We start from the raw sequence: 14,409 nt of genomic DNA, 5'->3' as shown, positions 1-14,409 counted from the left end.
AAACTCGTTGGCAATTTCTGGCACCGCAACCGGCAAAGTTGTGAATCTCTGCCTCTTTTCGTTTTCCCTGCGCCCTTGGCGCACACAGACTCTTATCGGAATACCTGACTCATGGCTATCAAGAAGAACGAACTCTACTCCTCCCTCTGGGCTGGCTGCGATGAGCTGCGCGGCGGGATGGATGCCTCCCAGTACAAGGACTATGTGCTGACCCTGCTGTTTGTGAAATACGTCTCCGACAAGGCCAAGGGCAATCCGTACGCCATGATCGAGGTACCGGCAGGGGCGAGCTTTGATGACATGGTGGCGCTCAAGGGCAGCAAGGAGATAGGCGAGGGGATCAACACCATCATCAGTGCGCTGGCGACCGCCAACGATCTGCAAGGGGTGATCACCATTGCCGACTTCAACGATGAAGACAAACTCGGCAAGGGCAAAGAGATGATCGACCGCCTCTCCAAGCTGGTGGCTATCTTCGAGGGGCTGGATTTGTCGGCCAACCGTACCGAAGGGGATGACCTGCTGGGTGATGCTTACGAATACCTGATGCGCCACTTCGCCACCGAGTCTGGCAAGTCCAAGGGGCAGTTCTACACCCCGGCTGAGGTGTCGCGCATTCTGGCCAAGGTGATTGGCATCAGCCGTCAGACTCCGCAAGATGCCACAGTCTACGACCCCACCTGTGGTTCTGGCTCCTTGCTGCTCAAGGCGAGCGACGAGGCAGGCCCCAAGGGACTGAGTATTTACGGACAGGAGATGGACAACGCCACCAGTGCGCTGGCGCGGATGAACATGATCCTGCACGACAACCCCACTGCAGCAATCTGGAAGGGCAACACCCTGGCCGCACCCCAATGGAAGGAGGGCAACAACCAGCTCAAAACCTTTGACTTCGCCGTAGCCAACCCGCCCTTCTCCAACAAAAACTGGACCAGCGGCCTCGATGCTGAACACGACGAGTTCGGCCGCTTTGTCTGGGGTGTGCCGCCAGAGAAAAACGGCGATTACGCCTTTTTGCTGCACATCATCAAGAGCCTGAAGAGTACCGGCAAGGGCGCCGTGATCCTGCCCCACGGCGTGCTGTTTCGCGGTAATGCCGAGGCGCGTATCCGCGAGAACCTGCTGAAACAAGGCTATATCAAGGGGATCATTGGTCTGCCTGCCAACCTCTTCTACGGTACCGGTATTCCCGCCTGCATCATCGTCATCGATAAAGAGAGCGCCCACTCCCGCGCCTTCAATGCTCTGGCTGGCAATGAGCAAGGGCTGTTTATGATCGATGCCAGCAAAGGCTTTATCAAAGATGGCAACAAGAACCGGCTGCGCGAGCAGGACATCCACAAGATTGTCGACACCTTCACCCGTGGCCTGACCCTGGAGGGTTACAGCCGCTGGGTACCGCTTGGCGAGATCGCCCGCAACGACTACAACCTCAATATCCCGCGCTATATCGATGGCAGCGAAGGGGAAGACCTGCACGATCTGGCCGGTCACCTGCAAGGGGGGATCCCCGAGCGCGATATCGCGGCGCTTGGCCCCTACTGGCGGGTATTCCCGACCCTCAAGGCTACCCTGTTTGCCCCGCTGCGGCCCGGTTACAGTGAGGCGCGGGTAGCCGCCTCCAAGGTCAAGAGCACCATACTGGCCTGTGAGGAGTTTGCCCGCTTCAAACAGGCGGCCCTGGCGCCGTTCGCCCAGTGGTTTAGCGAGTGCCAGTTCGGCGAGTTTGCCAAAGGTGACTCGCCCAAGGCGTTGATCGACGAGGTGAGTGAAGCACTGCTTGAGCACTACCGCGCGAGCACCGAGGCGACCGGTGAGCTGCTCGATCCCTACGCCATCTATCAGCTGCTGATGGACTACTGGCAGAACCAATTGCAAGACGATCTCTATGTGCTCTCTCAGGATGGCTGGCCTGCAGGTCGGGTACTGCGCGAGCTGATTGCCGACAAGGGCGAAAAGATCAAAGAGAGCCAAGATCTGGTGATTGGCAAGGCCAAGTACAAGGCGGAGCTGATCCCACCCGCCTTGCTGGTGGCCCGCTTCTTTGTCAATGAACAAAAAGAGCTCGATACCCTGCAAGCCGCGCTTGATGAGGCCTGCCAGGCACTGGAGAGCTTTATCGAGGAGCAGAGCGGGGAAGAGGGCGGTCTGGTCGAGGCGATGAACGACAAGGAGAAGGTCACCGCCGCCAGCGTCAAAGCGCGCATCAAGGCCGCCACCGACAAGGAGGAGCTGGTTGCGCTGAAGCAGGCGCAGCAGCTGTTCGACGCCGAGACCCGGGCCAAGAAAGCCCATAAGGAGGCCAGCGACGCCCTCGATAAAGCGGTGTTTGCCCACTACCCCAAACTGCAGGATAACGAGATCAAAACCCTGCTGGTGGAAGATAAATGGCAGGCGAGCCTGTGCGGCGCGCTGGAAGCCGAGATTGAGCGGGTCACCCAGCAGCTTGCCAACCGGGTCAAGGAGCTTGAGGAGCGTTACAGCAGTTCCCTGCCACAACTAACCCAAAACGTGAGCGAGCTGGAGGCCAAGGTGGCGGCCCATCTAAAGGCCATGGGGCTGGAGTGGGCATAATGGCGGAACAGATGATTCAGCATAAAGAAGGCGAGAAGGTGGCCACGCAGGCTATTCCGACGGGCTATAAGCAGACCGAGGTGGGGGTAATTCCCAAGGATTGGGAAGTTATGCTTGTGGGTGATTCATTTACTGTTTGTAACAATCTAAGATTGCCAATTAGTTCTAAAGTACGTGATGGCATGAGTGGTTCTTATCCATACTACGGTCCAACGAAGATACAAGGCTATATTAATGAATATCGAGTTGAGGGTGAATTCGCTCTGATTGGTGAGGATGGAGACCATTTCTTAAAGTTTGACTCAGTTAATCAGACCCAACTGGTTAGTGGTAAGTTCAACGTTAACAATCATGTACACCTGATTAAGGGAAATGTTGGTTCTGCAAAGTGGTTTTACTGGTTTTTCAGAAATCGCGATATCTCTATTTATCTAACTCGGCAGGGTGCTGGGCGATTTAAATTAAATAAAGCCTCTCTTGAAAGAATACAATGCGCAATTCCTCCAACGGAAGAGCAATTAGCAATTGCGACAGTACTCTCCGATAGTGATGCTCTGATTGTTAGCTTGGGGCAGTTGATCGCCAAGAAACAGGCCATCAAGACCGCCGCCATGCAGCAACTGCTGACCGGTCGAACCCGCCTGCCGCAGTTCGCCCTGCGCCCCGATGGCACCCCAAAAGGTTATAAAACCAGCGAGCTGGGACAAATTCCTGAAGATTGGGATGCAACAACATTAGGTGATATCTCTGAAGTTTGTATGTGTAAGCGTATATTTTCTAGTCAGACAGTGGAAGTTGGTGAGATACCTTTCTATAAAATAGGAACCTTTGGTGGAGAGCCTGATGCATATATCTCTGTTTCTTTATATAAGAAGTTTAGAGATAAATACTCATTTCCTGAAAAGGGAGATATATTGATATCTGCAGCAGGTACTTTGGGTAAAACTGTTATTTATGATGGGTGTTCTGCATACTTTCAAGACTCAAACATTGTCTGGTTGAAAATCGATAAAAGCAAGATTTGTAATGAGTATTTATATCACGCTTATAAATTGATTCGATGGGCCTCACCAGAGGGCAGTACCATATCAAGGCTATATAACGGAATTATCCGTGCAACGATGATAGTAATCCCCACATTACTCGAACAAACCACCATCGCCACCATTCTCTCCGATATGGATAGCGAGCTCACAGCGCTGGAGCAGAAGCTGGCCAAGGCCCGTGATGTGAAGCAGGGGATGATGCAGCAGTTGTTGACCGGCCGTATCCGCCTGCCTGTGGAACAGGTTGAATGACAGCCGTATCAGTGACCCATCCCCACACCTTGCAGTACAAGGTGATCAAGGTCAGCCAGCTACTGGCTGACCCCACGTTGGTGATCCCGCCCTACCAGCGTCCCTATAAGTGGACGACCAGACATGTCGAGCAACTGCTGGATGATCTGGCCTTACACCAAGAAAAAAATGCGTATCGATTGGGTACGTTAGTGTTATATGAGCGCCCTTCTCAGGAAGATACTGGAGCGGGCATGCGTATCCGGGACATTGTCGATGGTCAGCAACGGACCATCACACTGCTGCTAATCCTTCATGCGCTACTCAATGAGAAACTCGCCGCAGTGACCGCCCCTAACCTGCGAGAGCAGTTGAACACGCTGAAATCGAGCATGATACATCCCGATTTCACTAACACAGTGTCACAACACAATATCCGGGAGAACTATCAGGTGATCCGCAGGCGGGTCGTGCGCGCCGATTTTGATGAGAAACAGATCGACTTTCTGCTGAACCGCTGTGAACTGGTACAGGTGGTGCTGTTTGATATCTCAGAAGCATTCCAGTTTTTTGATTCACAAAATGCACGCGGACGAGATCTGGCCCCCCATGATTTGCTCAAGGCTTTCCATCTACGAGAATTTTCAGCGTTGGATGAGCCGCTTAAAACTGCCACTGTATCCAGTTGGGAAAATAGTAATGGGGATCTATTAGAAGCCCTGTTTGGTGAACATCTTTATCGCATTAGACGTTGGATTACAGGGAAACCTGCCCGTTACTTTGGCAAGGATGACGTGGCGCTATTCAAAGGGGTTAATCTGGCCAACAGCGAAGCCTTTCCTTGCATCTCCGCGTTGCGGATAGTTCATAACAAGGTTGATGAACTGCATATGGCGTTTCCGTTTCAGCTGGATCAAACCATTATCAACGGTCGTCGTTTCTTCGAGATGATTAAGCACTATCAGGGGCTGACATTTCTGTTTAACGGTTCAGTGTTGATGGAGCGTTATAAGCTCGAGGGCTATGCCCGCGAGATACTTATGGTGCTTGCCGACTACCAGGGCCGCCATCGTACCGGTGATCGCTATGTGCGAACAATGTTCGATTGTTTGTTGCTCTACTACTTCGACAAGTTCGGCGCCACGCACCTCTCCAAAGCGATAGAGAAGATCTTTATCTGGGCCTATGCCTTGCGCCTTGATATGTATTCTGTGCAGTTGGCCAGTATGGATAACTATGTAGTCGGGCGACAAAATATGTTCAAGGTGTTACGTGAGGCGACTAATCCCCAGCTGTTCTTGCAATATGAGGTGCCGACCGTGACCAAGGTTAATGGCACCAAGATTGATGAATTGAAAGCACTATTTGACAAAATGGGGTATCTCGATGAGCGATGAGATGATCACCCTTCTCTCAGTGGGCAAGCTGCTGGGTAACACCCCGCCAGAGGAGCAGGTGAGCTATCTGATCCCTATGTATCAGCGCAACTACGCATGGGAAGATGCCGAGATAATTCAGCTGATTGAGGATGTGCTCGACTATCAGCCCAAGAGGAAGCGCTACTATATCGGCAGCTTGGTGGTATCCGCACGGGAGCGTGAGGCCGATCGAGCGATATATGAAGTGATCGATGGCCAGCAACGACTGACAACGCTGTCGTTGTTGGTAACCTATTTACGCAATCAGGGGCGATCGCTCGGTGTTGAACTCGACTGGTATCGTCAACCCAATATCGACTTCGAATGCCGTGAGCATTCCCGCCAAACCCTTTCTGCACTGTTCAATGGCCAACTGGAAGGTAACCCGCCTCAGTTAACGGGTATGACCGAGATTAATGACGCCATCCTGCGTGGTTACCGGATAATTCACAACGTGCTGAGAAACAAGTTAAAGGCACGTAATATCAGCCCCATCGAGTTTTCGGATTATCTACTAAACCGTGTCGAGATCCTGCGAGTCGGTGTGCCGCCAAAGACAGACCTCAACCACTATTTCGAGGTGATGAACAGTCGCGGTGAGCAGCTCGTAAAACATGAAGTGCTTAAAGCCCGTCTGCTGGCAGTAATGAATCAAATCCCTGACCCAGTTGAAAAAGCCTGTAGCGAGTATGCTCTGCATAAGGTGTGGGACGCGTGCGCCAATATCGACAAGTATGTGCAAGCTGGTTTTACCACCTCCGAGCGGTCGAAATTGTTTGGTCAAGAGTGGCATCAACTGCGTGTCGATAGCTTTGACGCTTTGAGTGAGCTGCTTGGGGATGGGCAAGCTGCCGTGATGGATAGACCAATTTCATTGAGTCTTGAAGCGCTGATCCAACAACCGGTGGGCAAACACACTGAGCAACTTGATGATGATGGCGCGAAACGCTTCCACTCAGTGATCAACTTCCCGAATTTCCTGCTGCATGTGCTGCGTGTCCTGCTCAAACAGGATATTCCCCTCGATGATAAACGGCTGCTGGATACCTTTGACGACTATCTGCTCCGTGGCAACCCAACGCAGGGGGTGATTGGAAAGGCGCAAGCTATTGAAGGCACCAAGGCATTCACCTTTGCCTTACTGCGCTGCAAGCATCTGTTTGACTCGTATGTTATCAAGCGTGAATACGCTGCAAATAAGACAGGCTGGAGTCTGAAAAGCTACAAGAAAGACAGTGGCGGAAGCACCGACTATCCGAAATCATTTAGTAATGAAAAGGGTGAGAATGACATCAATCAGCAACTTGCGATGTTGCTGGCAGCTTTTCATGTCTCCGCTCCGACTATGGTCTATAAGCATTGGCTCAATGCGGCACTTCACTGGCTCTTCAATCACGCGCAGCAACCGATACAAGCCGCTGACTATCTGGTCTATCTGGAGTCGGTTGCCAAGAGGTTTGTTTTTGACCGTTTCCTGGCTGACACCGGGGCCGACTATTTCGATATGATCTATCGGCAGGAAGACCTGCCTCAAACAGTACAAGAGCAGATCGACAGAAATATGGTGAGGCAGCGTCTCTGTTACGGGCAGATAGAGAACAATCTGGTCTTTAACTTTCTCGATTATCTCTTATGGCAAAGGAATCGTAGAGCGGCTAACAAAGACAGCACTATTGCCAACTTTCAATTCACCTCTCGCAGTTCGGTGGAACACTACTACCCACAGCATCCTAGAGGAGGGAAGCTATGGCCAAGTGAGCACCTGAATGCATTTGGCAATCTCTGTCTGATTAGCCATGAAAAAAATTCACGTCTAAGTGACTATTTGCCCAAAGCCAAACAAGAACACTACGCAGGTGGGGTCATCGACAGCATTAAACAATATTTGATGATGGAGTCAGATGACTGGCACATTGAGGCAATGAAACGCCATGAAGACGAGATGTTAGATGTTCTATTACATGCTTTGCCATGCGACCAGACATAATACGGGAGAACCAGACCAATGCCATATGACTACAGTCGCAGTCTCAATCCAGAGAAGGCGCTGATCTTTCGTATCGTGCATCGCGATAATCTGCCATGGATTTTGACTCATGGTCTGTGGGCGGGCAACGCAACCGAGCAGAGTGATTCTTGGGTACATATTGGTTTGGCCGAGTTGATCAGCAAGCGCGCCCATCATCCGGTGCCGCTGGCACCTTTCGGGGTATTGAACGACTACGTGCCATTCTATTTCACTCCCTTTTCTCCCATGCTCAGCAATATCCACTCAGGGAGGGGCGTGCCGCAGCGCAGTAATGACGAGATCCTGATCCTGGTATCCAGTCTGCATCGAATTGCCGAGCTGGAGTTGGCATTCCTGTTTACCGACAGCCACGCCTATTATCAATGGGCCAATTTCTACGATGATCTGGGGGAACTGAACCGCATCGACTGGCCTATTTTGCAACGGCGTGACTTCAAACGAAACCCAGATGACCCCGCCAAGTTCGAACGCTACCAAGCAGAGGCGTTGGTGCATCAACACTGTCCCGTTGAGGCATTAGTCGGCGTGGTGTGTTACAACGAAGAGACAAAGGCTCTGGTTGAGCAAACGATGGCCCAATTGGGTGTCGCCCGACCGGTTCATGTTCGTTCTGGATGGTATTTCTGATGATTCGATACACCACTGGCAACTTGCTGGATGCGCCTGTTGAGGCATTGGTGAATACAGTGAACACCGTTGGTGTCATGGGTAAAGGCATTGCGCTGATGTTTAAAGAGCGCTTTCCCGACAACATGGCTCGCTATGCGGCTGCCTGTAAGTCAGGGCAAGTGACCACTGGCAAGATGTTCATCACCGAAACTGGTGAGCTACTCGGCCCCCGCTGGATCATCAACTTTCCCACCAAGCAACATTGGCGATCTCCATCCCTGATGGTATGGATTCAGGAAGGCTTGCAAGATCTGCGACATTGGCTGGTGCAAAATCACGTCAAATCTATCGCCATCCCTCCGCTTGGGGCAGGGAATGGTGGCCTACCATGGCCTGAAGTAAAACAGGCCATTGAAGGGGCTCTCGGTGATCTGGATATTGAGATCCTGCTGTTTGAACCCAGCAACCAGTACCAGAATGTTGCCAAACGTACTGGCGTCGAACATCTCACACCGGCCCGTGCCTTGATTGCCGAGCTGGTCCGTCGCTACTGGTTTCTTGGCATGGAGTGCAGCCTGCTGGAAATTCAAAAACTGGCATGGTTTCTGGCGCGCTTTATTCGTCAAACGGTGCCACAAGATCCGCTGCAGTTGCACTTCACTGCACACCATTACGGGCCTTATGCCAATAATCTGGCCCACTTGCTGAATGCAATGGACGGCAGTTATCTCAAATCAGATAAGCGGATCCCGGACAGCAAACCCTTCGATGTCATCTGGTTCAATGATGACAAGAAGCAACAACTTGCCGCCTATTTGCATACCGAGGCGCGAGCTTACTTACCCGCGCTGGAGCAAGCTGCTGCGCTTATCGACGGATTTGAATCGCCCTATGGAATGGAGCTGCTAGCAACCGTTGACTGGCTGATAAACCAAGAGGGATGCGAACCCACCGTCGAGGCGCTGCGGGCTGGGCTCCTGCGTTGGCCGAAAGGGGAAAAATGGGCACGGCGCAAAGCTGGCTTGTTTGATGACAAGAGTTTGCAGATTGCACTCACGCGCCTACAGCAGGGGTTTTCTGATTGTCATTGATGAGTGGCAACCGCCATGTTCTTGAAATATGGTAGTCTTGTCTGACTCCGTCGTAATGTATCTCATTGTCTTAATTATTGAATCAAGATTAGGGCCGCCTTTGCAGCCCTCTTGATTTGGATATCATCTCTTTCAGGTTGGTTGTTTGGCTATGCAGCCTCGGCCATCTTGTTGTCCACATGGAATTTCTCCTATGGGAAAAGTTGGTCAAAAAGAGCTGGCCACCCAGCAACGCGTTCTCACCTTTTTTCAGCAACGATTAGGGTGGCACTACCTCGGTAACTGGCATACCCGCCCGAACAATCGTAATGTCGAGCCCGCCTTGCTGACCAGTTGGTTGGCTGGACGTGGGGTGGATGCCGCGCTTATTCCCCGAGTCCTGCGCCAGCTGGAGCGGGCGGCCAGCCTGGGGGAGGGGCGTCAGCTCTATGATGCCAATAAAGAGGTCTACCGCCTGTTGCGCTATGGCGTTAAGGAGAAGAGCGGGGCGGGTGAGCAGCATCAGACCGTCTGGCTGGTGGACTGGGCCAATCCTGAGGCTAACGACTTTGCCATCGCCGAGGAGGTGACGGTCGCGGGGGAGAATACCAAGCGGCCGGATCTGGTGCTCTACGTTAACGGTATTGCGCTAGGGCTGATCGAGCTCAAGCGATCCACCGTATCTATCGGTGAAGGGATCCGGCAAAACCTCGACAACCAGCAACAGGATTTCATTCGCAATTTTTTCACCACTCAACAGTTGCTCATGGCAGGCAACGACAGTCAGGGCCTGCGGTACGGTACCATCGAAACCCCTGAGAAATATTATCTGGAGTGGAAAGAGGCCGGCTCTTCGCAGGATGAAAATCCGTTGGATCGCCACCTGGCCCAGCTTTGCGAGAAGGGGCGCTTTCTTGAGTTAATTCACAACTTTATTGTCTTCGATAGTGGGGTTAAGAAAACCTGTCGCCCTAACCAGTATTTCGGGATCACGGCAGCCAAGCGGTTTATTGAACGTCATGAGGGCGGGATCATCTGGCATACCCAGGGCAGCGGTAAAAGCCTGACCATGGTGTGGCTGGCCAAGTGGATCCGAGAGAATGTTGCTGACAGTCGGGTCTTGATCATCACTGACCGTACCGAACTCGATGAGCAGATAGAGAAGGTATTTGCCGGGGTTGAAGAGGAGATCCTGCGTACCAAGAGTGGGGCCGATCTGGTACGCCGTCTTAACGAGGCACACCCTTGGCTGCTTTGCTCTTTGGTACACAAATTTGGCCGACACACGGAAGAAGAAGATGAGATGGCTGAGCGAGATGACGATGAATTTATCGCCGAGCTCAAAGCCAGCCTGCCGGCCGATTTTGCGGCCAAGGGCAAACTTTTTGTGTTTGTGGATGAGTGCCACCGTACCCAGTCGGGCAAGTTGCATGGGGCCATGAAGAGCATATTGCCCGAGGCACTTTTTATTGGCTTCACCGGCACACCCCTGATGAAGAAGGATAAGAAGAAGTCCGTAGAGGTGTTTGGACCCTTCATTCACACCTACAAGTTTGACGAGGCGGTAAGCGATGGGGTGGTGCTGGACCTGCGTTATGAGGCCCGCGACATTGACCAACGGGTCAAGTCCCAGGCCAAGGTGGATGAATGGTTCGAGGTGAAGACCAAGGCGCTCTCCCGACTTGGTCGCCAGGAGTTAAAAGAGAAGTGGGCCTCGATGCAGAAGCTGCTCTCGAGCCGCTCACGACTCGAGCAGATCGTGGCCGATATCCTGCTCGATTTTGACCGTAAACAGCGCCTGGCGGATGGCCGTGGCAATGCCATGCTGGTGTGCTCCAGTGTCTATCAGGCTTGCAAAAGCTATGAGCTGTTCAGTCAGGCAGGATTTGCTGACAAGTGTGCCATCATCACCAGCTATCAGCCTAATGCCAGTAACATCAAAGGACAGACGACCGGTGCGGGGTTGACCGAAATGCTGGCGAAATACCATATCTATCGCAAGATGCTGGCGAACTTTTTCGGCCAGAGCGAGGATGAGGCTGGCAAGCGGGTGGAGGAGTTTGAGAAAACGGTCAAACAGCGCTTTATCAAGGAGCCTGGTCGGATGCGGCTTCTGATTGTCGTGGACAAGCTGTTGACCGGTTTCGATGCGCCGTCGGCGACCTACCTTTACATCGATAAAAAGATGGCCGATCACAACCTGTTTCAGGCTATCTGTCGGGTCAACCGGCTCGATGGTGCCGATAAGGAGTATGGCTACATCGTCGATTACAAGGACCTGTTTCGTTCTCTTGAGAAGACCGTCAAGGATTATACGGCCGAGGCGTTTGAAGGCTATGACAAGGAGGATGTCGCTGGGTTACTCAAAGATCGCTTGGCGCAAGGACGGCAGGATCTTGACGACGCTCTGGAGGCAGTTCGAACGCTCTGCGAACCGGTCAAGGCTCCTCGCGAAGAGTTGGATTATCAGCACTACTTCTGCTGTGCTCCGGGGGCAAACGAAGATGAGCTGCTCGACAAGGAGGCGCTGCGTCTAACCCTTTATCAATATGTCGCCAAGCTTATCCGTGCGTTCACCGCGCTGGCGGGGGAGATGGAAGAGGCCGGTTATAGCGCGAGCCAGGTTGCTGCAATCCGTCGTGAGGTGGAGCACTACAGCAAGGTGCGCGACATGATCAAAGTAGCCAGTAATGATCACGTCGATATGAAGCAGTTCGAGCCGGCGATGCGCCAGATGCTGGATCTCTATATTGATGCTGACCCCAGTGAAACCCTGATGGACTTTGAAGAGCTGGGACTGTTGGAGTTGATCATCGAGCGGGGAGCTGAAGGGCTTGAGGGGGCGCCTGAGGGACTGCGTAAAGACCCCGAGGCTATGGCTGAGGCGATTGAAAACAACGTGCGACGGACCATCGTCGACGAGAATCCGGTTAACCCCAAGTACTACGAAAAGATGTCGGTGCTGCTCGATGAGCTGATTGAGCTGCGTCGCTCTCAGGCTATCTCTTACCAGGAGTATCTGGAAAAGGTACGCGAGCTGGCCATGAAGGTGAAACGTCCAGCCAGCGGGGGCGCACAGACCTATCCTGCGAGTGTTGATACCTCAGCCAAGCGTGCGCTCTATGACAATTTGGGCTGCGATGAAGTGCTGGTGACCAAGATCGATACAGCCGTCAGATATACCAAAAAGGCTGACTGGCTCGGTGATCGCTTCAAAGAGCGGGAGGTTGCCTTTGCTATTGCCGAAGAGATCAAAGAGTACGATGTGACAGTCGCAGATGTGATGACCCTGGTAAAAGCCCAGCCGGAGTACCACTGATGGCGTTGGTTACCTTTGGTGAGCTGACGTTCGAGTTGCAGCGCAAGGGCATCAAAAACTTGCACATCAATGTATTGCCCCCTGATGGACGGGTGCGGGTATCCGCGCCTGCTTCTTTGTCAGATACCGCCATTCGTGTTGCAGTGGTGCGAAGACTGGCCTGGATCCGACAGCAGCAGGCGGCGTTTGTTGCCCAGCCGCGTCAGAGCGAGCGCAAGATGTGTAGCGGAGAGACCCATTATCTTTGGGGACGAGGCTACCGACTGGATGTCATCCAGACCGATGGTGACCATAGCGTCAAGTTGCAGGGCGGCTGGATCCGCATGAGAGTGCCCGCTCATTATGATGCAGCTCGTCGCGAGGCATTGTTGCTAGAGTGGTATCGTCAACTTCTACGCCAGCGTCTTCCGGTACTTATTACCAAGTGGCAGGAGATGCTCAAGGTTGCACCTTCTTTTGTCGGTATCAAACGCATGAAGACCATGTGGGGTAGCTGCAAAACAGATACTGCTCGTATCTGGATTAACCTCGAATTAGTCAAGAAGCCTCCTGAATGTCTGGAATTTATTGTTGTTCACGAGATGGTGCATCTGTTAGAGCGCAAACATAACCAGCGATTTATCTCCCTGATGGATTTGCACTTGCCAAATTGGAGAGAGCATCGAGAGAAGCTGAATAAGATGCCACTGGCGTTTAACCGATGGGGCTATTAAATGTTTCTTTATGATCCTGAACAGTATATTGAATGGCTTGGCTATCCTTCACAAGGGGAGTTTTTTCATGGGGTATTTAGCTCGCCATTACTGAATGAAAAAAAGTTGCATGTACCATGTGCAAAAACACTCAAGAAGTTATTTTCATTAAATGAACCAGTAAAGGTAACTCCTCAGGCTGAAAAGTTTTTCCATAGATTAAAAGAATGCCTTGTTTCTCTGGGTGTAGAGCCTGAATACCTGGAGCCGTCATCCGAACCTATTCTGAGGGTTCAGTTCTCTGCTCGGGTTAAATGGCCAGCCTTATTTAACGCGTTACAAGTTAATGGGTATTATCAGCAGGCATGTATACAAGCTAATCATCTGCTTGGTAGATTACTGGAGTTATTAGATAGCTTGGATGGCCTTGAGGGCCAAGAGCGAATTCAGAAAATAATTGATAACGATTGGATATTGTCAAGTCTGACTGAGCTGGGCGTTGGGTCGGTTGTCAATGATTGTGATGTAAGTATAGAGCTTGAAGATAATGAGACTCTGGCTAAAATTTTACATTATCTAAACATCTACATGTTTATTAAGGTGTTTGCCGCGTTTGACGCTGATTTTAACAGCAAGGTATCGATGGAGAATAAGAAGTCTCTATTTTTAAAACTGATGCCTACGTCTCCTCTTGAGGATTGGATACCCCATAAGTCAGGTATATTTGAACCATTGCTTCAGGCTTTTGAGTCTAAGAGGGTTGGTTATCAAGCATTTGCTAAGTATGCTAATTGTAATGAAGACTCTATAAAAACCAACTTGCGTCAGTTTTATGCAAATGAAAGGAATCTGAAATTTAAAACCGTGCAAAAATGGTTCTTTGGTGCATTTGAGGAACTATCACAAAAGAAAGACCTTGACGAAGCTGAAGTACTTAATTACTGTGAGCCGGCTTGGTGTGTTGCGGATATATTGTCCGGATGGATTAAAGTAACGCACTCCTCTGAATTTAATAATGTTCAAGTTACATGCTTTAGTCATTATCAACGATTTTATAATGAAGCGATCGGCAGCAGGGAGCCATAGGCTCCCTGAAAAAATCATTCATCTTCCTCATCAGGACGCTCATCGTAGCCCCGACTCTGCCAATAGGCATCGTGCTCGGGGTTTAATTGACGCGAACGGTTATCGTCGTCATCCTTTTTAGACATGTGATTTCCTTACTATTTCGTTGTTGGTTTTAACGGGGGAACAGCAACAGTTTTTTGTGCGCGAGCGGTGAAGCTGTCTTTACTCACACCACCTCCGTTACTTCGCGCTTCAGCACTATGGATACGTGATACGGCTTCTGGGGTCATTGGCTTTTTGTTATTGCTCATGATGGTTCTCCTTGTCATCTCCAGTGGACTTACTGGATAGCG

At 51.4% G+C, this 14,409-nt stretch carries 10 protein-coding genes; 9 read left to right on the top strand and 1 reads right to left on the bottom strand.

The window, feature by feature from the left end:
• Nucleotides 1-111 precede the first annotated feature (111 nt).
• From G5149_RS00975 to G5149_RS00935, 9 genes are all read left to right on the top strand, one after another.
• Complete coding sequence (locus tag G5149_RS00975; RefSeq protein WP_421211171.1) at nt 112-2,574, top strand: N-6 DNA methylase; 2,463 nt, start codon at nt 112-114, stop codon at nt 2,572-2,574.
• A complete protein-coding gene (locus tag G5149_RS00970; RefSeq protein WP_421211169.1) occupies nt 2,574-3,872 on the top strand; it encodes a restriction endonuclease subunit S in 1,299 nt (432 codons plus the stop codon). Before G5149_RS00975 ends, G5149_RS00970 begins: the two co-directional genes overlap by 1 nt.
• On the top strand, nt 3,869-5,248 hold the full coding sequence (locus G5149_RS00965; RefSeq protein WP_421211167.1) for a DUF262 domain-containing protein: 1,380 nt from the start codon (nt 3,869-3,871) through the stop codon (nt 5,246-5,248). Before G5149_RS00970 ends, G5149_RS00965 begins: the two co-directional genes overlap by 4 nt.
• Nucleotides 5,238-7,256 carry a GmrSD restriction endonuclease domain-containing protein gene (locus tag G5149_RS00960; RefSeq protein ID WP_421211165.1) on the top strand — a complete coding sequence of 673 codons (2,019 nt, stop codon included), beginning with the start codon at nt 5,238-5,240 and terminating at the stop codon, nt 7,254-7,256. The genes G5149_RS00965 and G5149_RS00960 overlap by 11 nt, the downstream gene beginning before the upstream one ends.
• Nucleotides 7,257-7,274: 18 nt before the next feature.
• A complete protein-coding gene (gene darT / locus G5149_RS00955; protein ID WP_118881380.1) occupies nt 7,275-7,925 on the top strand; it encodes a type II toxin-antitoxin system toxin DNA ADP-ribosyl transferase DarT in 651 nt (216 codons plus the stop codon).
• Nucleotides 7,925-8,998 carry a type II toxin-antitoxin system antitoxin DNA ADP-ribosyl glycohydrolase DarG gene (darG, locus tag G5149_RS00950; protein WP_139426886.1) on the top strand — a complete coding sequence of 358 codons (1,074 nt, stop codon included), beginning with the start codon at nt 7,925-7,927 and terminating at the stop codon, nt 8,996-8,998. Before darT ends, darG begins: the two co-directional genes overlap by 1 nt.
• Before the next feature lie 193 nt (nt 8,999-9,191).
• Nucleotides 9,192-12,296, top strand: a complete 3,105-nt coding sequence (locus G5149_RS00945) for a type I restriction endonuclease subunit R (RefSeq protein WP_421211163.1) — start codon at nt 9,192-9,194, stop codon at nt 12,294-12,296.
• Nucleotides 12,296-13,009 (top strand): M48 family metallopeptidase, encoded by a 714-nt coding sequence (locus G5149_RS00940; RefSeq protein ID WP_241416268.1) that lies wholly within the window; start codon nt 12,296-12,298, stop codon nt 13,007-13,009. The genes G5149_RS00945 and G5149_RS00940 overlap by 1 nt, the downstream gene beginning before the upstream one ends.
• Nucleotides 13,010-14,074 (top strand): hypothetical protein, encoded by a 1,065-nt coding sequence (locus tag G5149_RS00935; protein ID WP_421211161.1) that lies wholly within the window; start codon nt 13,010-13,012, stop codon nt 14,072-14,074.
• A 137-nt stretch (nt 14,075-14,211) separates the two neighbouring features.
• Here G5149_RS00935 and G5149_RS00930 read toward each other — a convergent pair whose 3' ends face one another.
• Nucleotides 14,212-14,367, bottom strand: a complete 156-nt coding sequence (locus G5149_RS00930; protein ID WP_201984444.1) for a hypothetical protein — start codon at nt 14,365-14,367, stop codon at nt 14,212-14,214.
• Nucleotides 14,368-14,409: the final 42 nt, after the last annotated feature.

It is taken from the genome of Aeromonas sp. 600479 (assembly GCF_049175515.1).
Classification (GTDB): Bacteria; Pseudomonadota; Gammaproteobacteria; order Enterobacterales; family Aeromonadaceae; genus Aeromonas; species Aeromonas veronii_A.
The sequence above is the reverse complement of the archived record's forward strand: the minus strand, read 5'-3'. Positions and strand labels throughout refer to the sequence as shown.